At 64.7% G+C, this 22,337-nt stretch carries 21 protein-coding genes; 11 read left to right on the forward strand and 10 right to left on the reverse strand.

Features of this window, described 5'->3' with window-relative positions; all coding sequences use genetic code 11:
- The first annotated feature begins 4 nt into the window (after positions 1–4).
- From ftsY to rpoH, 4 genes are all read left to right on the forward strand, one after another.
- Entirely contained in the window at positions 5–1,606 is a 1,602-nt protein-coding gene (ftsY, locus tag C6W88_RS01140) for a signal recognition particle-docking protein FtsY (protein WP_108131215.1), read from the forward strand.
- Complete coding sequence (gene ftsE, locus C6W88_RS01145; protein ID WP_045991304.1) at positions 1,603–2,271, forward strand: cell division ATP-binding protein FtsE; 669 nt, start codon at positions 1,603–1,605, stop codon at positions 2,269–2,271. The genes ftsY and ftsE overlap by 4 nt, the downstream gene beginning before the upstream one ends.
- Positions 2,268–3,311, forward strand: coding sequence for a permease-like cell division protein FtsX (ftsX, locus tag C6W88_RS01150; RefSeq protein ID WP_045991303.1), 1,044 nt, complete (start codon positions 2,268–2,270; stop codon positions 3,309–3,311). Before ftsE ends, ftsX begins: the two co-directional genes overlap by 4 nt.
- Before the next feature lie 130 nt (positions 3,312–3,441).
- Complete coding sequence (rpoH, locus tag C6W88_RS01155; RefSeq protein ID WP_045991302.1) at positions 3,442–4,308, forward strand: RNA polymerase sigma factor RpoH; 867 nt, start codon at positions 3,442–3,444, stop codon at positions 4,306–4,308.
- Between the two features lie 187 nt (positions 4,309–4,495).
- Here rpoH and C6W88_RS01160 read toward each other — a convergent pair whose 3' ends face one another.
- The 4 genes from C6W88_RS01160 to C6W88_RS01175 form a co-directional block, all read right to left on the reverse strand.
- Positions 4,496–5,533, reverse strand: a complete 1,038-nt coding sequence (locus C6W88_RS01160) for an SPFH domain-containing protein (RefSeq protein WP_045991301.1) — start codon at positions 5,531–5,533, stop codon at positions 4,496–4,498.
- Positions 5,534–5,670: 137 nt separating this feature from the next.
- Entirely contained in the window at positions 5,671–6,135 is a 465-nt protein-coding gene (locus C6W88_RS01165) for an NfeD family protein (RefSeq protein ID WP_108131216.1), read from the reverse strand.
- Between the two features lie 495 nt (positions 6,136–6,630).
- A complete protein-coding gene (locus C6W88_RS01170; protein WP_108131217.1) occupies positions 6,631–8,094 on the reverse strand; it encodes a DASS family sodium-coupled anion symporter in 1,464 nt (487 codons plus the stop codon).
- A 272-nt stretch (positions 8,095–8,366) separates the two neighbouring features.
- Positions 8,367–8,771, reverse strand: a complete 405-nt coding sequence (locus tag C6W88_RS01175) for a DoxX family protein (RefSeq protein WP_045991298.1) — start codon at positions 8,769–8,771, stop codon at positions 8,367–8,369.
- 226 nt (positions 8,772–8,997) lie between these two features.
- Between C6W88_RS01175 and C6W88_RS01180 the strand changes: the two genes are divergently transcribed.
- Complete coding sequence (locus C6W88_RS01180) at positions 8,998–9,459, forward strand: META domain-containing protein (protein ID WP_108131218.1); 462 nt, start codon at positions 8,998–9,000, stop codon at positions 9,457–9,459.
- A 25-nt stretch (positions 9,460–9,484) separates the two neighbouring features.
- On the opposite strand, the gene C6W88_RS01185 is transcribed toward C6W88_RS01180, so the two are convergent.
- Positions 9,485–10,291 (reverse strand): hypothetical protein, encoded by an 807-nt coding sequence (locus C6W88_RS01185; protein ID WP_146164621.1) that lies wholly within the window; start codon positions 10,289–10,291, stop codon positions 9,485–9,487.
- A 267-nt stretch (positions 10,292–10,558) separates the two neighbouring features.
- Here C6W88_RS01185 and C6W88_RS01190 point away from each other — a divergent pair, with 267 nt between their 5' ends.
- Positions 10,559–10,804: a hypothetical protein gene (locus C6W88_RS01190; protein ID WP_108131220.1), complete on the forward strand. Its 246-nt coding sequence runs from the start codon at positions 10,559–10,561 to the stop codon at positions 10,802–10,804.
- A 135-nt stretch (positions 10,805–10,939) separates the two neighbouring features.
- Here the strand turns inward: C6W88_RS01190 and C6W88_RS01195 are convergent, their stop codons facing one another.
- The 4 genes from C6W88_RS01195 to C6W88_RS01210 form a co-directional block, all read right to left on the reverse strand.
- The gene (locus C6W88_RS01195) at positions 10,940–13,786 is read right to left on the reverse strand and encodes a valine--tRNA ligase (RefSeq protein ID WP_108131221.1); all 2,847 of its coding nucleotides are present in this window, start codon (positions 13,784–13,786) and stop codon (positions 10,940–10,942) included.
- A 232-nt stretch (positions 13,787–14,018) separates the two neighbouring features.
- On the reverse strand, positions 14,019–14,543 hold the full coding sequence (locus C6W88_RS01200) for a DNA polymerase III subunit chi (RefSeq protein ID WP_108131222.1): 525 nt from the start codon (positions 14,541–14,543) through the stop codon (positions 14,019–14,021).
- Positions 14,544–14,609: 66 nt separating this feature from the next.
- Complete coding sequence (locus tag C6W88_RS01205; RefSeq protein ID WP_045994721.1) at positions 14,610–15,704, reverse strand: branched-chain amino acid aminotransferase; 1,095 nt, start codon at positions 15,702–15,704, stop codon at positions 14,610–14,612.
- A gap of 241 nt (positions 15,705–15,945) precedes the next feature.
- Positions 15,946–17,463 (reverse strand): leucyl aminopeptidase, encoded by a 1,518-nt coding sequence (locus C6W88_RS01210; protein ID WP_108131223.1) that lies wholly within the window; start codon positions 17,461–17,463, stop codon positions 15,946–15,948.
- Positions 17,464–17,657: 194 nt separating this feature from the next.
- Between C6W88_RS01210 and lptF the strand changes: the two genes are divergently transcribed.
- The 5 genes from lptF (at position 17,658) to bfr (ending at position 21,726) form a co-directional block, all read left to right on the forward strand.
- Positions 17,658–18,740: an LPS export ABC transporter permease LptF gene (gene lptF, locus C6W88_RS01215; protein ID WP_108131224.1), complete on the forward strand. Its 1,083-nt coding sequence runs from the start codon at positions 17,658–17,660 to the stop codon at positions 18,738–18,740.
- The gene (gene lptG, locus C6W88_RS01220; RefSeq protein ID WP_108131225.1) at positions 18,737–19,801 is read left to right on the forward strand and encodes an LPS export ABC transporter permease LptG; all 1,065 of its coding nucleotides are present in this window, start codon (positions 18,737–18,739) and stop codon (positions 19,799–19,801) included. The genes lptF and lptG overlap by 4 nt, the downstream gene beginning before the upstream one ends.
- Before the next feature lie 82 nt (positions 19,802–19,883).
- Complete coding sequence (locus C6W88_RS01225; protein WP_108131226.1) at positions 19,884–20,363, forward strand: RDD family protein; 480 nt, start codon at positions 19,884–19,886, stop codon at positions 20,361–20,363.
- Positions 20,364–20,698: 335 nt separating this feature from the next.
- Positions 20,699–20,905, forward strand: a complete 207-nt coding sequence (locus C6W88_RS01235) for a (2Fe-2S)-binding protein (RefSeq protein ID WP_045994717.1) — start codon at positions 20,699–20,701, stop codon at positions 20,903–20,905.
- Between the two features lie 335 nt (positions 20,906–21,240).
- Positions 21,241–21,726: a bacterioferritin gene (gene bfr / locus C6W88_RS01240; protein ID WP_045994716.1), complete on the forward strand. Its 486-nt coding sequence runs from the start codon at positions 21,241–21,243 to the stop codon at positions 21,724–21,726.
- 365 nt (positions 21,727–22,091) lie between these two features.
- On the opposite strand, the gene C6W88_RS01245 is transcribed toward bfr, so the two are convergent.
- Complete coding sequence (locus C6W88_RS01245) at positions 22,092–22,325, reverse strand: DUF1653 domain-containing protein (RefSeq protein WP_045993070.1); 234 nt, start codon at positions 22,323–22,325, stop codon at positions 22,092–22,094.
- Between the last annotated feature and the right edge of the window lie 12 nt (positions 22,326–22,337).

Raw genomic sequence — 22,337 nt, forward strand, 5'->3', positions numbered from 1 at the left:
ATCCATGTTCGGTATTTTCAAGCGCAAGAAGAAGCACACGGGCGAAGAACCCGCCAAGGACCAGGAAGTCGTCGATCAGTCGTCTGCAGATGAGGCGGAAGGTGCGGCTGACAGGGAGGCTGAGCCAGGGGCTGACAGAGAGGCTGACAGGGGAGCCGACAGGGGAGCAGAACAGCCCCGCGGCGACGAGCTGTCGCAACGCTCACCGTCGGATGCCGAGCCGCCCCAGCAGGGCCGGGAACCTGGCCCCGAGCCGACCGAGACCGCCGAGGCGGTGGTGCCGGAGCCTGTCGAGCCGGCAGCGCCGGCGCCCGCGGAGCCGTCCACCCCTGCCGAGCAGGCGCCCGTTGAACCTGAGCCCGACAAGCAAGAGCCCGACGAGCACGAGCAAAAGCCTGTCGAGCAGAAGTCCGGCGAGTCGCAAGCCGACCAGGCGCCGCCTGCCGCCCCCCAGCCGGCTGGCGAGCCCGCCGAAGATGAATCGCCGGCCTCGGCGCACAAGTTGGCCGAGGCGGAGGTGCCTGAACCTGCAAGTCCGCCCGCCGCCGACGCTGGCACCGGCCAGCGCGAGCACGCCGAGGTGATCGAGCCTAGTCGTCCCACCGGCCCGGCCCTGCAGGAAAAGCCCAGAGCGCCGGTGCAGGGTGGCAAGGGTGGCGAGAAGAAGGGCTGGTTTGCGCGCATGCGCGAGGGCCTTGGCAAGACTCGGGCCAACCTGAGCGACGGCCTGGCCGACCTGTTCATGGGTGCCAAGCAGATCGATGACGAGCTGATCGAGGACATCGAGACCCAGCTGCTGATGGCCGACGTCGGTATCGAGGCCACCAGCGAAATCATCGAGGCGCTGACCGATCGCGTCTCGCGCAAGGAGCTGAAGGACCCCGAGGCGCTGTATCGCGCGCTGCAGCAGGAGCTGGCCGCCATGCTCGGCGAGGTCAGCCAGCCCCTGAGCCTCGAGACCGCCGATGGTGGGCCCTTCGTCATCCTGGTGGTGGGCGTCAACGGCGTCGGCAAGACCACCACCATCGGCAAGCTGACCCAGCGCTTCCAGCGCGAGGGCAAGAGCGTGATGCTGGCGGCGGGGGATACCTTCCGCGCGGCTGCGGTAGAGCAGCTCAAGGTGTGGGGCGAGCGCAACAGCGTGCCGGTGGTGGCTCAGCACACCGGCGCCGACAGCGCCTCGGTGATCTATGACGCCGTGGCGGCGGCCCGTGCCCGTGGCGTCGACGTCTTGATCGCCGATACCGCTGGTCGCCTGCACAACAAGAGTCACCTGATGGAAGAGCTCAAGAAGGTCCATCGGGTGATGGGCAAGCTCGACGCGCAGGCGCCTCACGAGGTGATGCTGGTGCTCGACGCCGGTACCGGCCAGAACGCCTTGTCCCAGGCGGCCACCTTCAACGAGGCCGTTCCGGTCAGCGGGATCACCCTGACCAAGCTCGACGGTACCGCCAAGGGGGGCGTGATCTTTGCCCTGGCCAAGCAGCTGAAGACGCCGATCCGCTTTATCGGGGTGGGTGAGAGTCTGGATGACCTGCGGCCGTTCAAGGCCGAGGACTTCGTCGACGCCCTGTTCGATCGTCGCCCGAGTGACGCCGACGAATGATCGCCTTCGAGCACGTCGGCAAGCGCTATGGAGGGCGCTTCGAGGCGCTCTCCAATATCGATTTTCGCGTCTCGCGGGGCGAGATGGTGTTTCTCACCGGCCATTCCGGTGCCGGCAAGAGTTCGCTGCTGCGGCTGATCATGCGCCTGGAGCGACCCAGTCGCGGCCGGGTGATGGTCGCCGGTCACGATATCGACAAGCTGCATCCCAGCCAGTTGCCGTTCTACCGGCGTCAGATCGGGGTGGTCTTCCAGGACCACCAGCTGCTGTTCGACCGCTCGATCTATCACAACGTGGCGTTGCCGCTGGAGATCCGCGGCCTGGCGCCGCGGGATATCGCGCGGCGGGTCCGCGCGGCACTCGACAAGGTCGGCCTGCTGCACCGCGAAAAGGCGCTTCCTATCGAACTTTCCGGCGGCGAGCAGCAGCGCGTGGGCATCGCCCGGGCGGTGGTCAACAAGCCCGCCCTGCTGCTGGCCGATGAGCCTACCGGTAACCTCGACCCTCAGTTGTCCGCCGATATCATGGGGCTGTTCGAGGACTTTCATCGCATCGGCACCACGGTGATGATCGCCAGTCACGATCTGGCGTTGATCGCCAGGCTGCGTCACCGCACCCTGCGCCTGAGCGAGGGGCGTTTGGTGGCCGACGAGGAGGCCGCATGAGCGCTCGCCATTCGCGCAAGGGCGCGGCGACGCCCAGGGGCGCCTCAGCCGCCGCACGTACGGGCGGCCGCCAGGAGGCCTCGACGTCACCTCGCGGTGCGCGTCAGCAGACGGTGCGCGCACAGGGGCAGTGGCAAGCCTGGCTGCGTCACCATCGCGCCATGTGTGTGGACAGCCTGCGCCGGCTGGTGCGCCAGCCGGTGGGTAGCCTCTTGACCATGCTCGCCATCGCCATCGCCCTGGTGCTGCCCAGCGCCCTGTGGCTGTCGCTGGACAGCGCCAAGCTGGTGGACGCCGAGCTGGACGCCAGCGCCACCCTGACGGCCTACCTCGACAAGGGGGTGAGCGAGTCCGAGACCGGTCGCATCCTGGAAGCGCTGGAGGCTCAGTCGGAGGTCGCCGCCACCGAATTGATCACCGCCGAGCAGGGCATGGCGGAATTCCAGCAATCCCTGGGGCTCGATGATGCTCTGGCGCGGCTCGACGAGAATCCGCTGCCCGCCGCGGTGGTGATCTCGCCGACGACGCCGTCACCGGAGGCCATGGCGGCGTTGTCCGAGCGGCTGTCGGCGATGTCCGGGGTGGCCGAGGTGCGCCTCGATCTGGCCTGGATCGAGCGTCTGCGGCAACTGGCTGAGCTGGGTCGTCGCCTGACCCTGGCGCTGGGGGTGCTGTTTGGTCTGGGCGTGCTGCTGGTGGTGGGCAACACCATCCGCCTGGCGGTGGAGAACCGGCGCAAGGAGATCGAGGTGGTGACCCTGATCGGCGCCACCCATGCCTTTGTACGCCGACCCTTCCTGTACAGCGGTGCCTGGTATGGCCTGGGCGGCGGACTGCTGGCGTGGGGGCTTCTGACCCTGGGCAGCGACTGGCTGGCGGCGCCGGTGGCATCGCTGGCGGCCAGCTACGGCGCGCACTATCAGCTACCGACCCTGGGCCTCGTCGGCTCTACAACATTGCTGACTTGTAGTACACTATTGGGCTGGTTGGGAGCCTGGATCGCCGTCAGCCGCCATCTGGCGGGCATCAAGCCACGCTAGCGGCAACAGGTAATCAGCCGTTTCTTGTACGGTTTCGTCGGATGTCTACGACCAAAGGGGAACTTCTTCCTATTTTTATCCTCCAAGGTGCATCCGAAATCTTGTTGGTCTTCGAGGAGACAACCTGCACATGAGCAACAGTCTTCTGCCGGTGGGTCATCTTTCACCGGGGCACGACCTCAACGGCTATATTCAGGCCGTCAATCGCATTCCGCTGCTGACGGTGGATGAAGAGCAGGACCTGGCCCATCGCCTTCAGCAGGAAGGCGATCTGGAAGCCGCCCGCCGTCTGGTCATGTCCCATCTGCGTTTTGTCGTGCACATCGCACGCAGCTATTCCGGCTATGGACTTCCCCAGGCTGACCTGATTCAGGAAGGCAACGTCGGCCTGATGAAGGCCGTCAAGCGTTTCGACCCGACCCAGGGCGTACGCCTGGTGTCTTTCGCGGTGCACTGGATCAAGGCCGAGATCCACGAGTTCGTGCTGCGCAACTGGCGTATCGTCAAGATCGCCACCACCAAGGCCCAGCGCAAGCTGTTCTTCAACCTGCGCGGCGCCAAGAAGCGCCTGGCCTGGTTGAACAGCGACGAGGTCGACGCCATCGCCAAGGACCTGGACGTCAAGCCCGAGGTGGTGCGCGAGATGGAAGGTCGTCTGGCCTCCCATGATGCCGGCTTCGATGCCTCACCGTCCGAGGACGAGGATTCGGCCTATCAGGCACCGGTTCACTATCTGGACGACGCCAGCCAGGACCCGGCGACCCAGCTTGAGGACAGCGACTGGGAGCAGGACGCCACCCGTCGCCTCCAGGGCGCGCTGGCCGAGCTCGACGAGCGCTCGCGGGATATCCTGAGCCAGCGCTGGCTCGCCGAAAACAAGGCGACCCTGCATGAACTGGCCGACGTCTATGGCGTGTCCGCCGAGCGCATTCGTCAGCTCGAGAAGAACGCCATGAAGAAGATCCGCGAACGCCTGGGCGACAGCATGGCGGCCTGACCGCCATCGATTGCGCCAGCCGCTGGCAGGACGAAAACGCCCGAACCTCACGGTTCGGGCGTTTTCAGTTGTGGCTGAGCTTGTACCAGGGCGACTGCCACAAGGGCTGTAGGGTGGTTGCCTGAGCCGCTATACCAGCCGCTATACCAGCCTCTATACCAGTCGCTACACGCCCTGGTACCAGCGCCTAGCCCTGGGCGCTGGCAGCACCCGTCAGGCCGCCAGCGGCGGCTGCGCGGCGGGCAATGTCGCCCAGCGCCTCGTCACCGGCGCTGAGATCGCGAAAGGCGCCCATGGCGCCGAGCAGGGCCGAACTCTCGTAGGGCACGAACACACGCTCTCCCTGCTTGGCCATCTCCGGCAGCATCGAAATATAGGACTGGCCGAGCAGATAGCCGATGACCGCCCTGGTGCTCTTCTCGCCTTCGCCCATGGCACCCAGTACCAGCTCGATGGAGCGACTTTCGCCCTGGGCGCGCAGAATGGCGGATTCCTTGTCGCCCTGGGCGTTGAGGATCGCCGACTCCTTCTGGCCCTGGGCCTTGGCGATGGCCGCGGCCTTTTCGCCCTCGGCCTCGGTGACGGTGGCTCGACGGCGACGTTCGGCGGACATCTGCAGATGCATGGCCTCCTTGACCTCCGTCGGCATCTCGATGTCCTGCACCTCGATGCGATTGATCGCCACCCCCCACTTGGAGGCGGGTTCCTCCATCTGTTCCTTGATCTTGGCGTTGACCTCGGCGCGGGACTCGAAGATCTTGTCCAGCTCCATCTGGCCGACCACCGAGCGCAGCGTCGTCTTGGCCAGTACCTCCACCGCCTGACTCATGTTCTCGATCTTGTAGACGGCGTTGGCCGGATCGATGATCTGAAAGTAGATGGCGCCGTCGATGCGAACCGTCACGTTGTCGGTGGTGACCACCGGCTGGGACGGGAAGTCCATGACCGACTCGCGCAGGTCGATGCGGGTCTCCTGACTCAGCACCGGGGTGAATTCCTGGCCCTTGCGCAGGTAGCGCACCATCTTGATCGGTCTTGGCTTGTCGAAGAACGGAACGATGAAGTTGATGCCCTTCTGCAGCGTGCGGTGGTAGGCGCCGAGGCGCTCGATCACCATCACCTCGGACTCCTGAACGATCACCAGTCCCTTGATCACCATGATCACGGCGATGACGACCACCACCAGGGCAATCAATAGCCCCGGATTTATGGCATACGGCAACATGCAGGTACCTCCTTGGTATCGAGAGTGTCGCCCAGGGCGACCGACGGCATCCCGCCGCCGAAAGCCAGCTTAGGCAATGGGCGGGCGAGTGGCGATAGCGTCTGGCGGCCGCTGCCCGAACGTGCGCATGATCGGGATCAAGAACCTTCGCCGGCGGGACGGACCACCGCCTGGGTGCCCTCGAAGCGGACCAGCGTTACCTCGTCACCCGGACGAAGGGCAGGACCACTCCCTGCTTCGTCCGCCAGGCTGGCACGGTAGAGATCACCGTCGAGCTTGATGCAGGGTGCGTCATCGAAGTCGCGGCTGACCAGCACGAAGCGTTGACCGCGGCCTCCACCGCTGCCAGCCACGCCGAAGCCTTTTTTCGCGCCTCGGCCGCGTCGTCTGAGCTGTCGAATCGCCAGCGGCACCAGCACGGCACAGGCGAGCGCCAGGACGATCAGTTGCAGGGTGAAAGTGGCGCCCAGCCAGGCGGCCAGGGCGGTGAGGGCGAGCGCCGCCGCCAGGGCCAGCAGCACGTAGGAGCCGGTCAGCAGCTCGACCAGCAGAGCCGCGAGTCCGGCCAGCAGCCACCACAGCGCGGGAGATAGAAAATCCATGAGGGGCCTCTTGGAAGCAGCGAAATGACGTCCTGTCCTGTCCGATTCTGCGCCGCCTGCCGTGGCCCGGCAAGCCGGCGAGGCCCGCAGACGACAGCGCCACCGCGATTGCGGTGGCGCGTGGTCCAATATCACGAGGCCTGGAAGTCTGTTGCGCAACGGGGCTTACCAGTCCCCCAGCACCTTCCACCGTAGAGAGTCTGCGACACCGACCCAGACGGTCAGGTTGACCAGGCTCCTGCCCTGATCAAGAGCGGACCGGCCTTCCGGGCGTCTTACCAGTACCCCAGCACCTTTCACCGCAGAGAGTCTGCGACACCGACCCAGACGGTCAGGTTGACCAGGCTCCTGCCCTGATCAAGAGCGGACCGGCCTTCCGGGCGTCTTACCAGTACCCCAGCACCTTTCACCGCAGAGAGTCTGCGACACCGACCCAGACGGTCAGGTTGACCAGGCTCCTGCCCTGATCAAGAGCGGACCGGCCTTCCGGGCGTCTTACCAGTACCCCAGCACCTTCCACCATAGGCTGCCGACACCGACCCAGACGGTCAGGTTGACCAGGCTCATCACCAGTCCGGCCTTCCACCAGGTGCCGAGTTCCACATAGCCGGAGCCGAAGATGATCGGGGCGGTGCCGGTGGCGTAGTGGGTCAGCGACATCATCAGCGAGGAGGCGCCGGCCAGCAGCAGGGCGATGTACAGGGTAGGGATGCCGAGGGCGATACCGGCGGCCAGGAAGGCGGCGTACATGGCGGTGATATGGGCGGTGGTACTGGCGAAGAAGTAGTGCGCGTAGAAGTAGACGCCGGTCAGCGCCAGGGCCATGCCGAACCAGCCCATATTGAAGCTGCTGATGCCCTCCTCGATGACCCCGGAGAACCAGCCGATCAGTCCGAGCTTGCCCAGAAAGCTTGCCATCATTACCAGAGCGGCGAACCACACGATGGTGTCCCAGGCGGACTTCTCGCCGAGGATGTCATCCCAGGTCAGCACATTGGTGACCAGCAGGATGGACAGTCCCAGCAGCGCCACCGCGGTGGAGTTCACCTTGAATTCGGGGCCGAACAGCATCGCCGGGATACCGGCCCACAGGATCAACAGCAGGCCGAACACGCCGATCATGATCTTTTCGGCGCGGTCGAGCGGGCCCATGGCGGTGAGCTGCTCGCGGGCGAAGGAGGTGGCGTCCGGGGTGCGCTTGAGCTCCGGCGGATACAGCACGTACAGCACCGCCGGCATCAAGGCGATGGCGACCAGGCCGGGCAACAGCGCGGCCAGCGCCCACTGGGTCCAGGTGATCGAGATGGCGGAGTCGGTGGCCTTGGCGATCAGGTCGACGATCAAGGGGTTGGGGGCCGTTGCGGTGATGAACATGGCCGAGGTGATGGGGTTGGCGTGATAGTTCACCAGCGCCAGGTACTCGCCGATCTTCTTGCTGGTGCCAGACTCCGGGGAGGAGCCGAAGCTGTCGGCGATGGAGCGCATGATCGGGTGCATGATGCCGCCACCCCGGGCGGTGTTGCTGGGGGTGATCGGGGCGATGGTCAGCTCCGCCAGGGACAGGGCATAGCCGATGCCGAGGGTGCGTTTGCCGAAGGCGGCGATAAAGGCGTAGCCGATGCGGTTGCCCAGACCCGTCTTCGACAGCCCGCGGGAGATCATGATGGCCAGGCCGATCAGCCAGATCAGCGGGTTGGAAAAGCCCGAGAGGGCGTCGGAGACCGCGCCCTTGGAACTGTCCGGGTTGGTGACGCCGGTCAGCGCGACCACGGTGATGGCAATGATCGCCAGGGCGCCGATGCGCATGGTCTTGCCGATGATGGCGGCGATGGTGGCGACGAAGATCGCCAGCAGGTGCCAGGCCTCGGGATTGACGCCGTCAGGTACGGGGACCACGAACCAGAGCGCCAGCCCCAGGGTCACCGAGACCAGGGCGGGGAGCGGTTTGAATGCGAGCATGAGCGAGCTCCTTTGGGGAAGATCGAGTGATCACCTCTCCACAGAGAGAATCCGAAGGTGTTGTGCTCATTTACGCATAGACGAAGCGACGTCCGAATGACGGACATCAAGCAGAAGTACGACTTTCGTCGAAATGGTCATGTCGAGTGCAACTTGCGCTGAGGAGGTCGCAGCGCCAAGGCAGGAGATAACGGTGCAGGAGCAGGGTGAGGGCTGCAGCCGACGCCATGCCGGGAGCTGTCCGGCATGGCGCGAGAGGAGGTGAACGGTCCCTAGTCGGGCTTGATCGCGGTGCGGCCGCTGCCCAGGAACATCATCGCCAGGGCGCCGAACAGGAACATGCCCTGCAGCTCCAGCGCCCAGCCGCCGCTGCTGGTCAGGCTGAACAGCTCACCCATATGCGCCAGATAGATGGCCACCACCATGTTGCCGGCGATCAGCAGACCGGCGATGCGAGTGTTCCAGCCGAGGATTGCCATGACCGGTGCGACGACTTCGCCCAGCAGAACGCCATAGGCCAGCACCGTGGGCAGGCCATGGGAGGCCAGGGTTTCACCGATCCAGGACAGGCTGCCGGGATTGATCAGCTTGCTGACGCCGTGCAGCAGGATCATCACGCCAAGGGCCAGGCGCAGGATCAGCTTTCCCAGGTCGTCGTTGTCGAGGGCGTTGAGCATGGTGACTTCCTTTTCACTAGGGGCTTTTTTGACTCGAGAGCCTTTCACTTCTGGCGTTGGGCAGAAAACAGTCGCGCCGAGTTGTCCGAGACTTCGCAGCATGATCGCGATGACGTCGGCATGGTGCCTTCGGTCGCAACACCAGAATCACCGAAACGGTCGGACCACGCAGGCAATTCTGGCATATTAGGCTTTATCCAGATGACTCAGCTGCAAGGAAGATAGCATGGTTCCGTCACGACTTCGCCGCACCGCCGCTTTCGCTCTTTTCACCCTGGCGCTCAGTGCCTGCTCCAGCCAGCCTGGGCCCACGGTGGGTGGGGGCGACACGGCGGCCCCGGGCAGCGTCTCGAGCCCGCTGGTCGGCAAGCGCTGGAACCTGTTGCTGGTGGGCACCAGCGATCGCCTGTCGATGCCGCAGAAGCCGTACTTCGAGGTGGCTTCCGATGGCAGTGTCAGCGGTAGCGACGGCTGCAATCGCTTCACCGGCACGGTGAGCTTCGGTGACAGCCAGCGTATCGACTTCGGTGAACTGACCGCGACTCGCATGGCCTGTGCCAATCCCCAGGGGGCCCAGCAGGTCCGCGACATGCTCGACAATGCCTATCGCTACCTGATCGACCACGATCGACTGGTGTTCTTCGGCCCCAACTCGCTGGTGCTGGGCGGTTTTCGCGACGCCAGCTGACCGGGCCAGTTGTTCATCGGGGCGATCAGCGACTCCGGTTGTCCCTCGTGTGTGCGGTACTCGAGATGTCGGCTGCAGCGCGGCTTGCATGATGCAGGCAGGATCGCAGGCTGTGCTTTCGCTGTTGGAAGCGATCCAGCCACCGGGGATGGATCGCCACCACGCGCACCGGAACGGAAGCTAATCCCAGCAATTGCACGATGGCCAGGCGGTGTGAACCGCCGTAGCCGAGCACGACCTCGCCATCCCGGGTAATCAATACCTGCATTTCGTCATCGGGGTGGCGACTGTCGTCGGGGTGTTGGCAAGCCAGTTCTTGCTGGGTCTTGTAGCCGTGTCGGCGAATGCCGTGGTAGGCACGAGACAGCGTCTCGAAGTAGCGAGCGATATCCTCCTCGCTGCGACACCAGTAGGCGCCTTGCTGTGCCGGGTCGGTGCACTCGCCGGAACGATAGCGAGCCACCGCTTGATGCATCTGGGCGTACTGGGCGGTCTCGCGGAAGTGCCTGTCGTGGGCGAAGATGTCCTCGACTGCAGCGGTCTCGTTCAGGCGTGCCTGGCAAAGTGGTGAAACATGGCTGAGGTCCCAGTCGCCTTCACTGATCAACTCACGACTCAAGCCAGAGCGCGTGACGCAGCGCGCGATGCGCCTTGGGTCGATGTCGACCAGCGGCAGGTCGTTGGCATTCAGCCAGCGACGTTGAAGGTCGACACGGCCACACAGCTCGGCCAGGTACAGCAGGGCACGCCGTGTTCGGCGGCGAAGGCGTGGCAGGGCGGCGAGCCCGGCAGTGCCAGGGAACGCCAGGGGGGAAAGGCCCGAGTGCGTCATGTTGTACATGTCTATTGTTGTTGTAGTCGTTGGTATGGCCGTTGTTCGGTCTGTTGTCGTATCTGCGGCCGAATCGGCGATTGGCCTGAAGGAGCGGCTGTGCTGACAGCTTCACTGTGCCGCAAAAGGCTTTAATAGAAGAAACTGAATTTTGTAGTCATACCGTCATCTCTGTGTCGTACCCGATCAGGCTGAGGCGACGCAGACGGTTGCCTGAGGCGAGGGGCAGGCACGCACCAATAGCGACGTTCCGACAGGGGGGGCTGGATGGCCTTCAGCAACGAAGAGAGAGCGGCATTGCTGGCGCTTCACGGGGTAGGGCCGACCGTCATCAGTCGCTTCGAGCAGCTTGGTATCGACTCCTTCGAGCATCTGGCGACGTTCGAGGCCCGGGAGATCGCCGAGCAGGTGGCATCGATGCTCAACACCAGCTGCTGGAAGAATTCGCCACGCGCTCTGGCGGCGGTGGAGGCGGCCATCGTGCGTGCCAGGCAAGGACTCAAGGTAGGCTGAGACCCTGACTTGAGATCATGGCGAACCAAAAAGAGCCGACCCCGCCAGTGGCGGGGTCGGCTCGGGTGGTGCTGACGTCGGTCGTGCCGGCTTGGGCCGGGACTCGACTAGAGCGCCGCGACTAGAGCGCTGCGACTACAGGGCCGCGATCTTGTCGCGCTGTTCGACCAGCACCCGGCGGGCGGCCTGGTACTCCTCGAGCTTGCCGCGCTCCTTGTCGATGACGGCGGCCGGGGCCTTGGCCACGAAGCCTTCGTTGGCGAGCTTCTTCTCGACGCCGCCGATCAACTTGTCCTGCTTGTCGATCTCTTTGCTCAGGCGGGCGAGCTCGGCGTCCTTGTCGATCAGGTCTGCCATCGGCACCAGCACTTCCATGTCGCCGACCAGCTGGGTGGCGGACAGCGGCGCCGTGCTGGCGTCATCGAGCCACTCGATGGACGACAGCTTGGCCAGCTTGGACAGGAACAGGCGGTTGGCGCTCAGGCGCGCCTGGTCGGCCTCGCTGCCCTTGGTCAGCAGGGCGTCGAGCGGCTTGCCCGGGGCGATGTTCATCTCGGCGCGGATATTGCGCACCGCCACGATCACCCCCTTGAGCCATTCGATGTCACGGATCGCGTCCTGGTCGATCAACGCCTCGTCCGCCAGCGGCCAGGCCTTGGCCATCAGCGAGTCGTTGTCCCCCTCCAGGGTGCCGGCGAGCGGCGCCACGCGCTGCCAGATCTCCTCGGAGATGTAGGGCATCATCGGATGGGCCAGGCGCAGGATGGCTTCCAGCACCCGTACCAGGGTGCGCCGGGTGCCGCGCTTGGCGGCCTCGCTGGCGCCTTCGTCCCACAGTACCGGCTTGGACAGCTCCAGATACCAGTCGCAGTACTCGTTCCAGACGAAGTCGTAAAGCGCCTGGGAGGCGTGGTCGAAGCGGAACTCCTCCATCGCCCGGGTGACCTGATCCACCGTCTGCTGCAGGCGGGCCTCGATCCAGCGGTCGGCCAGCGACAGCTCGACCTCGCCGCCTTCGCGGCCGCAGTCCTCGTTCTCGGCGTTCATCAAGACGTAGCGAGAGGCGTTCCACAGCTTGTTGCAGAAGTTGCGGTAGCCGTCCAGCCGGCCCATGTCGAACTTGATGTCGCGACCGGTGGTGGCCTGGGACAGGAAGGTATAGCGCAGGGCGTCGGTGCCGTGGGCCTCGATGCCGTCGGGGAACTCCGAACGGGTCGCCTTGGCGATGGCCTTGGCCTTCTGCGGCTGCATCATGTTGCCGGTGCGCTTGTCGACCAGCGCCTCCAGATCGATGCCGTCGATCAGGTCGATGGGGTCGAGTACGTTGCCCTTGGACTTGGACATCTTCTGGCCCTGGCCGTCACGCACCAGGCCGTGGACGTAGACCGTCTTGAACGGCACCTCGTCGGTGAACTTGAGGGTCAGCATGATCATCCGCGCGACCCAGAAGAAGATGATGTCAAAGCCGGTCACCAGCACGCTGCTGGGATGGAAGGTCTTGAGCTCTTCGGTCTGCTCGGGCCAGCCGAGGGTGCCGAAGGTCCACAGCCCGGAGCTGAACCAGGTGTCGAGTACGTCCTCGTCCTGGGTCAGGGCGACGTCGCCTGCGATGCCGTGCTTTTCGCGGGCCTCGGCTTCGGTGCGCGCCACATAGACGTTGCCCTCCTGGTCATACCAGGCAGGGATACGGTGGCCCCACCACAGCTGGCGCGAGATGCACCAGTCCTGCAGGTCGCGCATCCACGAGAAGTACATGTTCTCGTAGTTTTTGGGCACGAACTGGATGTCGCCGTTTTCTACCGCCTCGATGGCCGGCTTGGCCAGGGTCTCTACCGCCACGAACCATTGATCGGTCAGCAGCGGCTCGATCACGTCACCGGAACGATCGCCGTAGGGCAGGGTGTTGTTGACCGTTTCGGTCTTCTCGAGCAGGCCCTTGGCCTCCATGTCGGCGACGATGGCCTTGCGAGCGGCAAAGCGGTCGAGGCCGGCGTAGGCCGCAGGCAGGCTAGTGTCGATGTCGGTCAGCGGACGGCCCTGGATGTCGAAGGCCTCGGCGGCTTCGAGGATATGGGCGGTCTTCGAGAAGACATTGATCAGTGGAAGACCAGCGCGCTTGCCGACTTCATAGTCGTTGAAGTCGTGGGCCGGGGTGATCTTCACGCAGCCCGAGCCCTTGTCCATGTCGGCGTGCTCATCGGCGACGATGGGGATGCGACGGCCGACCAGCGGCAGCTCGACAAACTTGCCGACCAGCGAGGCGTAGCGCTCGTCGTCGGGATTGACCGCCACGGCGCTGTCGCCGAGCAGGGTCTCGGGGCGGGTGGTGGCGACCACCAGATGGTCGAGGCCGGCGTCGGTGGTGACACCGTCGGCCAACGGATAGCGGAAGTGCCAGAACTGACCCTGCTGGTCGCGATTCTCGACCTCGAGATCGGAGATGGCGGTGTTCAGCGTCGGGTCCCAGTTGACCAGGCGCTTGCCGCGATACACCAGATCCTCTTCGTACAGGCGGACGAAGACCTCCTGCACCGCCTTGTAGAAGCCCTCATCCATGGTGAAGCGCTCGCGGCTCCAGTCGAGGCTTGCGCCCATGCGACGGAGCTGGCGGGTGATATGGCCGCCGGACTCATGCTTCCATTCCCACACCTTGTCGATGAAGGCCTCGCGCCCCAGGTCGTGGCGCGTCTTGCCTTCCTCGGCGGCGACCTTGCGCTCCACCAGCATCTGGGTGGCGATGCCGGCGTGGTCGGTGCCCACCTGCCACAGGGTGTTGCGACCCTGCATCCGCCGCCAGCGGATCAGGGTGTCCATGATGGTGTCCTGGAAGGCGTGACCCATGTGCAGGCTGCCGGTGACGTTGGGCGGCGGAATCATGATGGCGAAGGGGTCGCCCTTGCCCGAGGGCGCGAACCGTCCGTCGTTTTCCCAGCGCTCGTACCAGCGGGCTTCGATGCTTTCGGGTTGGTAGGTCTTGTCCATGGGGTACTCTTGCTAGCGGAGCCCGGGGCATGCCAGGCACGAGACAGAGGCTCGCGCATGGCGCTGGGCTTGGAGTTCGACAGCCGGCGCTCGGGCTCGCAAGCTTCCCGCCGAAGAGCGGTTGCGCGAGTGAGGCCTGCGAAAAATGGGCTCGATTATACCCTGATCCGAGGCGGGGCGTCAGGGGCTGACGGGATGACCGGCAGTGTCCAGAGGATTTGGTGACAGGAGCCTACCCCTGACCCTTGAGGTGGTGCGGTGTGACCGGGTAGCCGCGCTGCTTGTAGGTCTTCCAGCACTCGCGCTTGACCGTCAGTACGTCCTGGTGCTGGTTGATGATCTCGGCCACCCGCTCGAAGCGAGAAAACCACTCGGGGATTTCCGGCGACAGATTGAGCATCGCCTGGGGCGGCGGGTCGAGGCTTTGCGGCGGCCCCTGCCAGCCGATGGTGACGGGTACCTGTCTTGCGTTCTCGATACCGGCCTCTGTTGTCCCGGCCCCGGCCTCTCTTGCATCGGCCCCGCCCCCGGCCGCTCTTGCATCGGCCCCGCTCCCAGCCTCGAGCGCATGGGGGACGAAGGCGTCGGGACGAAAGTCCCACAGACGCTGGTCGAGCTCCCGGGCCATGGCTTCGTCTTCGGCGTACAGGTAGAGCCGATAGCCCTTGCGGGCGATGGTCTCGGTCAGCCGACAGGCGAAGGCGAGGCGGGCCTCGAGGGTGGTGTCCGGCAGGATGTAGAAGTCGATCTTGGTCATGCGCTCTGACTTGATGGCTGAACGAAGGCCGCCCGGGGGCGGCCTTTTAGTAGGGAAGGAGCCGGATCAGGCAAGACGGGTCAGCCAGCCATGGGTGTCTTCGACACGGCCGTACTGGATGTCGAGCAGACGCTTGCGCAGTCGGCTGGCCACCTCGTTGCCCTCGGGGTGCTCGATCACGCCGTCCTCGCTGACCAGTCGCCCGATGGGGGTGATGACCGCGGCGGTACCGCAGGCAAAGACCTCGGTAATCTCGCCGGAGGCCACGCCATCGCGCCACTCGTCGATGCTGATGGGGCGCTCTTCCGGGGTCAGGCCTTCATCCTTGGCCAATTCGAGCATGGAATCCCGGGTCACCCCCTCGAGGATGGTGCCGGTCAGGCGCGGGGTGACCAGACGGCCGTCACGGGTGACGAAGAACAGGTTCATGCCGCCGAGTTCCTCGATCCAGGTGTTTTCCACGGCGTCGAGGAAGGCCACCTGGTCGCAGCCGTGGTCGGCGGCTTCCTTCTGGGCCAGCAGCGAGGCGGCGTAGTTGCCGCCGCACTTGGCGTAGCCGGTGCCGCCGGGGGCGGCGCGGTTGTAGTTCGACGACAGCCAGATCGATACCGGCTTGACCCCACCCTTGAAGTAGGCCGCCACCGGCGAGGCGATGACGTAGAAGTCCACCTCCTTGGACGGGCGCACGCCAAGGAAGGCCTCGGAGGCGATCATGAAGGGGCGCAGGTAGAGGCTGGATTCCTCGGCTGCGCTTGCCGGCGTCGGCACCCAGTCGATGTCCTGGGCGACCAGCGCCTTGACCGCGCCGATGAAGTCCTCGTCGGACAGTTCCGGCAGGGCCAGGCGACGGGCGCTGGCGCGAAAGCGCGCGGCGTTCTTTTCCGGGCGGAAGGTCCAGACGCTGCCGTCGGCGTGGCGGTAGGCCTTCATGCCCTCGAAGATTTCCTGGGCGTAGTGCAGCACCGAGGCGGCCGGGTCCAGTGACAGCGGGCCGTAGGGACGTACCTGATGGCCGTGGAAGCCGGCGTCCTCGGTCCAGCGGATGTGGGCCATGTGGTCGGTGAAGTGACGACCGAAGCCCGGGTTCTCGAGAATGGTGTTACGGATGCTCGCGTCGGTGGCGTTGGCGTTGGGCTCGAGCGAGAAGCCTTGGATGGACACGGGTCGTTCTCCAGAATCGTATCGCGCCGCAAGGGCTCTGCGGCGACAGCGGATCGAGGTCGAGTCAGGGGGCTCGACCGGGATGGGGTGGGCAGGCATCGCGCCTGCCGATGGAATCAGAATGACACAGGCTCGCCCTTTCGGGAAAGCCTGTGGGTCGGGAAAGCCTGTAGGACGGGGAAGCCCGCCGGGGCGGGTGCCGACGTCTGTCGGCGCCCGCGTGGACGGCGGACTTGCCGGGTCAGTCCTGGTCGGTGTTGACTACCTCTGCCTCGCGGTCGAGCAGGTAGCGGGTCAGCAGGCCCACTGGGCGGCCTGTGGCACCCTTGGCGCTGCCGCTGTTCCAGGCGGTGCCGGCCACGTCCAGGTGCGCCCAGGGGAAGTCGGTGGCGAAGCGCGACAGGAAACAGCCGGCGGTGATGGTGCCCGCCGGGCGCCCGCCGATGTTGGCAAGGTCGGCGAAGTTGGAGTCCAGCTGTTCCTGGTACTCGTCCCACAGCGGCAGATGCCAGGCGCGATCCCAGGCGGTTTCGCCGGCGTCGAGAAGGTCCAGCGCCAGGTCGTCGTCGTTGGACATCAGGCCGGTGGCGTGGTGGCCGAGCGCAATGATGGCGGCACCGGTGAGGGTGGCGATGTCGACGACGCTGGCCGGCTCGAAGCGCTCGGCGTAGGTCAGGGCATCACACAGCACCAGGCGGCCCTCGGCGTCGGTGTTGAGCACCTCCACCGACAGCCCCTTCAGCGTCTTGATGATGTCGCCAGGCTTGGTCGCGCGACCGCTGGGCATGTTCTCGGCGGCGGCGACGATGGCGACCAGGTTGATCTTCGGCTTGATCGCCAGGATCGAGGCTACCGCGCCGAACACGCTGGCGGCGCCGCACATGTCGAACTTCATCTCGTCCATGCCGGCACCGGGCTTGAGCGAGATGCCGCCGGTGTCGAAGGTGATGCCCTTGCCGACGAGCACGTGGGGCGACTCGTTTTCGTCGTCCGCGCCTTGATAGCGCATCACGATCAGCCGCGACGGCTCGTCGCTGCCATGACCGACCGACAACAGCGAGTGCGCGCCGAGCTCCTCGAGGGCTGCCTCGTCGAGGATCTCGGTGGTCAGGGCGCCATCGGATTCGCTGGCCAGGCGCTTGGCCTCGCTGGCGAGGTAGCGCGGCGTGCAGACGTTGCCCGGCAGGTTGCCGAGCTGGCGGGCCAGGTTGATGCCCTGGCCCACGGCGGCACCCTGGCGGGCGCCTTCGCTGGCCGCGTTCTGGTCTTCGCCCTCACTGAGCAGGATCGACACCGTCTTGAGGCTGGGAGCCGGGCCACTCTCCTTCTTGAAGTCGGTGAAGCGGTAGCTGGCGCGCAGCGCGCTCTCGGCGATCTTGTGGGCCTTCCAGCCGGCGTCGCGATCCTCGACGGGCACGTCGGTGAGGGCTACCGAGACTTCGTCCACGGTCAGCTGACCGAGGCTCGCGAAGGCGGCGTCCACGGCCTTGCAGAAGGCACCTTCGTGGCACTTGTCGCGCTCGCCGAAGCCGACCAGCAGCAGGCGGTCGGCGCACAGCCCAGGCGCAAAGGGCACCAGCTGGACGTTGCCGAGCTTGGCGTTGAAATCGCCACGCTCGATCAACTGTCCGATCAGACGCTCGCTGGCGTCGTCGAGCTTGGCGGCGGCAGGAGTAAGTTCACCGTCCTTGAACACCGGGATGACCAGGCAAGCGGTCTCGATCTTGACCGGGTTGGCCGTCTTTACAGGGAATTCCATGCTGACTCCACAAGACAAGTGTGGGGGGATTCTGGATAATGCCGGCACGATGCCGAGTCCATCCAGTGTACCCAAGGCCCCCGGGGTTTGCATGATCACCGTGGCCGCAGCGATCGATCGGGTAGAGACATCGATCAGGGACCTATACTGGATCAGGGACGACCGGTGAGGACGACCGAGAGCAGGAGCGCGCATTGATCATATTCCGTTACCTCACCCGCGAGATTCTGCTGACCATGTCGGCGGTGGCCGGGGTGCTGCTGCTGGTGATCATGGGCAGTCGGTTTATCCGCTATTTTGCCAACGCCGCCGAAGGCGAGATCCCGGCGAACATCCTCGGCTCGCTGATGCTCTATCACATGCCGGGCTTTCTCGAGCTGATCCTGCCGCTGGCGTTCTTTCTCGGAATTCTGCTGGCCTACGGCCAGCTCTACCTCAACAGCGAGATCACCGTGCTGGTGGCCTGCGGCACCAGCCCCAACCGCTTGCTGACGGTCAGCCTGGTGCCCGCCGCCCTGGTGGCGCTGCTGGTCGGGATATTCAGCCTGTGGCTGACCCCCGCCGGTGCCCTGCACAACGAACTGGTACTGGAAGAACAGCGCAGCAAGCTCGATTTCTCGGCGCTGGCGCCAGGGCGTTTTCAGGAGTTCGGCAGTGGGCGTATCGCCTACGCCAGCGACGTGTCCGAGGACGGCGAGCGCATGCAGGAGGTGTTCATCAGCGAACGCCAGAAGCGCAATGACGGCTCCCCCGAGAGCGTGGTGACCCGGGCGACCCAGGGCTACCAGTCGGTGGATCCGGACACTGGCAGTCGCTATCTGGTGCTGGAAGACGGTGAACGCTATAGCGCAGAGGCCGGTCGCGCCGACGCCGAGCGGCTCGAGTTCGGTACCTATGCCGTGCGTCTGGCGCGGGCGGTGGAGGCGGTCGAGACCGACTCGGCGGAGTTTGCCACCACCACGACCCTGATGAATGACGCTTCGCCCGAGGCCAGGGCCCAGTTGCAGTGGCGGCTCGGCGCTCCCCTGATGGTGTTCGTGCTGACCCTGCTGGCCCAGCCGCTGTCCCGGGTCAATCCACGCCAGGGCCGCTTTGCCAAGCTGTTGCCGGCGATCTTTCTGTACGTGGCCTACCTGAGTCTGCTGCTGGCGGCCATGGACGCCATCGGCAGCGGCAGCCTGCCTGCCGTCATCGGCATGTGGCCGATCCACGCAGGCTTCCTGATCCTCGGCCTGGGACTGGCCTTCAATGCCCAACGCAAGGGAATGAGCGGATGATTCTCGATCGCCTGGACGGCTACATCGCCCGCAACGTCCTCGCTGCCATTCTGGTAGTGCAGGTGGTGCTGCTGGGCCTGGACCTGATCATCACCTATATCGATGACCTCGGAGACATCGAAGGCGGCTATGGTGCCTTCGAGGTCTTCCTGTTTCTGTGCATGCGCCTGCCCTGGCGCTTTTATCAGTATGCCCCGGTAGGCGTGTTGATCGGCGCCCTGATCGGACTCGGCAGCATGGCTTCCAACAACGAGCTGACGGTGATGCGGGCGGCGGGACGGTCGCTGGCGCGCATCGTCTGGGGGGTGATGAAGCCGATCATCCTGGTGGTGGTGATCGTGCTGACGGTGGCAGAGTTCGTCAGCCCCAGAACCGAGCAGTTTGCCCACGCCTGGAAGGTGCAGCAGATGCAGGGCGAGGGCGCGGTGGTCACCGAACGCGGTGGCTGGCAGCGCGAGGGCGACGACTTCTATCGCTTCGGTGCGATTCGCGCCGACGACACCGTGCTGGATCTGACCCGCTACGAATTCGACGGCCACCGGCTGGATTCGGTCACCACTGCCAGGCGTGCGGTGTGGCAGGGCGACTTCTGGGAGTTGCAGCAGGTCGAGACGACCCGCTTTACCGGTGACCGCACCGAGGTCGACAAGGTGGCTAGCCTGCGCTGGGACACCAGCCTGTCGCCGACTCAGCTGTCGCGTCTGCTGCGCGACGTGGAGACCCAGGCACCGAGCGAGCTGTGGGCCTACGCCGACTATCTGGACGAGCAGGGCCTGGAGGCCACCCAGCCGCTTCTGTACTTCTGGCAGAAGATGCTGATGCCCCTGACCATGGCCTCGCTGGTATTGGTAGCGGCGTCCTTCGTGTTCGGCCCGCTGCGCACCGTGGCCGCCGGGACGAGGGTATTCTACGGGGTCATCACCGGACTGGTGTTCAAGTACCTCCAGGATCTGCTGGCACCGGCCTCCACGGTATTCGGCTTTTCGCCGGCTTGGGCGGTGCTGGCCCCCACACTCGTGTGCGCCTTGCTGGGACTTCACCTATTGAGGCGGTCGGGGTGAAGGACTGCGTGGGCACTCTCGATCGACCCGGCCCCAACGTTAGTGTGCGCCTTGCCGAGACTTCACCTGCTGAGCAAACCCAATGACACGACGCTTTCCCCATCTCGATGATGTCTGGCCCGCGGGGTTGGGCCGGCGCCTGGGCGCCATGTTCTACGACAGCTTTCTGTTGCTGGCCATCTGGATCGCGATTACCACCTTGCACGTGCTGGTGGTGCGCAAGATGCTGGGCCTGGCCCCGGAAGAGGTGGGGGCAGGCGTTTGGCAGGTGCTCAGCCTGCGACTGCTGCTGGTGGTCGCGGCCTTTGCCTTTTTTGCCTTCTTCTGGCGCCGCGGGGGCATGACCCTGGGGATGCAGGCCTGGCGTCTTCGCGTCCAGACCCTCGACGGCGGACCCATCAGCCTGCGTCAGACCATGCTGCGCTTCGCCGTGGGAGCGTTTTCCTTCGTGCCGCTGGGGCTGGGCCACTGGTGGGTGCTGTTCGACGCGGAACGGCGCAGCTGGGCGGATCTGGCGTCTGGTACTCAGGTGGTAGTGCTGCCGAAGGCGGCGAAGCGATAACCCTGCAACGAGCGCTTGCGCGAGATTCCTGAACAGGGCAGCTTACCCGTCAGCCCGGCTCGGGCGTCTGCCATCGACCCTTCATCCTCTGCAGCGCCCGGCCGACGTTCTCCCTGAGATGCTGCCCCTCCCCATCCAGCCTGCACGAGTCGCTCCCCGCTGTTTCCTTCCTGGTTTTGTGGATGCTGTCGATTGGCTGTCGGCAGGGGCAACGCTTGAGCTGAGTCATGTAAATTCAAATCTTTAGCTAAAGTAAATACGAATTACTCTTGAAAAGGTTGCGTGTCGCTATGGGAATCATTTACATTGGCTATAGTGATTCAGGAGAGATGGCGATGTACGTATGCCTGTGCAAAGGGGTCAGTGACCGACAGATTCGTCAGAGCGTCGATGACGGCGCGCGTAGCTGGCGTCAGGTTCAGCGTGAGACCGGTTGTGGCACCCAGTGCGGCAAATGCGCCTGTGTGGGCAAGCAGATCACCCGCGACGCCATCCAGGAAGCGTCGAGTCTGGAAGTCGAAGCGCTGGCCTATGCGGTATAGCCTCGGTCGTCGGTACGCTCTTGCGCTACTTCCTTTGCGGTAGTCTTTTGAATTAGCAATCGATATCGTTGTAGTTGCGGTTTTCAAGATTCTGATTTTATTGAGTTTTTTCATGGATGCCCTATACTGCTTCTTGACGGGAGCTGGTAGGGCATTGCTTGTCGTGCCAGTGTGTCTGTAGCCCCGCGTCTGTTGCCCTGTGAAGGCGGGCGAGGCCAAGGAGAGACGTCGCCTCTGCGGCGTCCGATGCAAGACGGTTCGATCAACGACGACTGGCCACGGCCGGTCGGCAATCACCGGCAAGCACAAGTCCGGCAAGCATTGAGGAGTTTTCCATGAAAGGCGATCCCAAGGTCATCGAGCATCTCAACAAGGTGCTGGGCAACGAGTTGGTGGCCATCAATCAGTACTTCCTGCACGCCAAGATGTACAAGGACTGGGGCCTGGCCCGGCTGGCCAAGTGGGAGTACGACGAGTCCATCGAAGAGATGAAGCACGCCGACATTCTGATCGAGCGCATCCTCTTTCTCGAAGGCATCCCCAACCTGCAGGACCTCGGCAAGCTGCATATCGGCGAGGACACCCGCGAGATGCTCGAGGCCGACCTGGCCGCGGAGCATACCGGGCGTGACGACCTGATCGAAGCCATCACCTACTGCGAGCAGGTGCGGGACTACGTCAGCCGTGACCTGTTCCAGAAGATCCTCGACGATGAGGAAGAGCACATCGACATCATCGAGACCGAGCTGGGTCTGATGGACAAGGTCGGCTTGCAGGCGTATCTGCAGACGCAAATGCAAAAGGCCGGCGGCGAAGAGTGATTTAGCGCTGGCGCATTGCATCGACAGCGCCCAGGCAAGCAAAAAGGGGAGGCCAGCGGCTTCCCCTTTTTGCGTCTGCGTGTTCCGTTGCCTGCGCGCTGGCCAGGGCGTATGGACTCGCCTCGCCGGGCTGGCGCTATTGGACCAGCGTTATCGAACTGGCAGCGTCGGACCGACGACATGGATCCGGGCGCCGTCAGGGCCTGCTAGGCGCTGTCGGAAAAGTCGACGAGCGATGGTTAGACAAGGCAAAAATCGGTGAGAAAGCGCAGTTTACGGGGTGTAAATGAGCATTTTGACCGGGCTGGCGCACCAGCCGATTTTTAACGCCGTATTACCGAGCGCAGGCAGTTTTCAGACAAGCCCTAGAACGCCTTCTCGAGGGCAAAGCGTGGAGTGGTAACACCTTCGACGTCGACGCTCTCGCAGAACATCTCAAGCGGGCGCACCCACAGGCCGTAGTCCCCGTAGAGCGCGCGGTACACCACCAGGGCCTCTTCGCTTTCGCTGTGATGGGCGACGCCGGTCACCTCGTAGAGCGGACCCTTGTAGTGGCGATAGATGCCGGGCACCGGGAGGGGGGATTGCGGGGTTGTCATGGTCGTTTCCTT

Source organism: Halomonas litopenaei (assembly GCF_003045775.1).
In the GTDB taxonomy this organism is placed as follows: Bacteria; Pseudomonadota; Gammaproteobacteria; order Pseudomonadales; family Halomonadaceae; genus Halomonas; species Halomonas litopenaei.

Bases quoted from the DNA above. Each gene is read 5' to 3' on its own strand.
- ftsY (WP_108131215.1), top strand. From the start codon at position 5: ATGTTCGGTATTTTCAAGCGCAAGAAGAAGCACACGGGCGAAGAACCC.
- C6W88_RS01195 (WP_108131221.1), bottom strand. From the start codon at position 13,786: ATGGACAAGACCTACCAACCCGAAAGCATCGAAGCCCGCTGGTACGAG.
- bfr (WP_045994716.1), top strand. From the start codon at position 21,241: ATGAAAGGCGATCCCAAGGTCATCGAGCATCTCAACAAGGTGCTGGGC.
- C6W88_RS01170 (WP_108131217.1), bottom strand. From the start codon at position 8,094: ATGCTCGCATTCAAACCGCTCCCCGCCCTGGTCTCGGTGACCCTGGGG.
- rpoH (WP_045991302.1), top strand. From the start codon at position 3,442: ATGAGCAACAGTCTTCTGCCGGTGGGTCATCTTTCACCGGGGCACGAC.
- C6W88_RS01175 (WP_045991298.1), bottom strand. From the start codon at position 8,771: ATGCTCAACGCCCTCGACAACGACGACCTGGGAAAGCTGATCCTGCGC.
- C6W88_RS01235 (WP_045994717.1), top strand. From the start codon at position 20,699: ATGTACGTATGCCTGTGCAAAGGGGTCAGTGACCGACAGATTCGTCAG.
- C6W88_RS01190 (WP_108131220.1), top strand. From the start codon at position 10,559: ATGGCCTTCAGCAACGAAGAGAGAGCGGCATTGCTGGCGCTTCACGGG.
- C6W88_RS01210 (WP_108131223.1), bottom strand. From the start codon at position 17,463: ATGGAATTCCCTGTAAAGACGGCCAACCCGGTCAAGATCGAGACCGCT.
- C6W88_RS01160 (WP_045991301.1), bottom strand. From the start codon at position 5,533: ATGTTGCCGTATGCCATAAATCCGGGGCTATTGATTGCCCTGGTGGTG.
- ftsE (WP_045991304.1), top strand. From the start codon at position 1,603: ATGATCGCCTTCGAGCACGTCGGCAAGCGCTATGGAGGGCGCTTCGAG.
- ftsX (WP_045991303.1), top strand. From the start codon at position 2,268: ATGAGCGCTCGCCATTCGCGCAAGGGCGCGGCGACGCCCAGGGGCGCC.
- C6W88_RS01225 (WP_108131226.1), top strand. From the start codon at position 19,884: ATGACACGACGCTTTCCCCATCTCGATGATGTCTGGCCCGCGGGGTTG.
- lptG (WP_108131225.1), top strand. From the start codon at position 18,737: ATGATTCTCGATCGCCTGGACGGCTACATCGCCCGCAACGTCCTCGCT.
- C6W88_RS01200 (WP_108131222.1), bottom strand. From the start codon at position 14,543: ATGACCAAGATCGACTTCTACATCCTGCCGGACACCACCCTCGAGGCC.
- C6W88_RS01185 (WP_146164621.1), bottom strand. From the start codon at position 10,291: ATGACGCACTCGGGCCTTTCCCCCCTGGCGTTCCCTGGCACTGCCGGG.
- C6W88_RS01180 (WP_108131218.1), top strand. From the start codon at position 8,998: ATGGTTCCGTCACGACTTCGCCGCACCGCCGCTTTCGCTCTTTTCACC.
- C6W88_RS01245 (WP_045993070.1), bottom strand. From the start codon at position 22,325: ATGACAACCCCGCAATCCCCCCTCCCGGTGCCCGGCATCTATCGCCAC.
- C6W88_RS01165 (WP_108131216.1), bottom strand. From the start codon at position 6,135: ATGGATTTTCTATCTCCCGCGCTGTGGTGGCTGCTGGCCGGACTCGCG.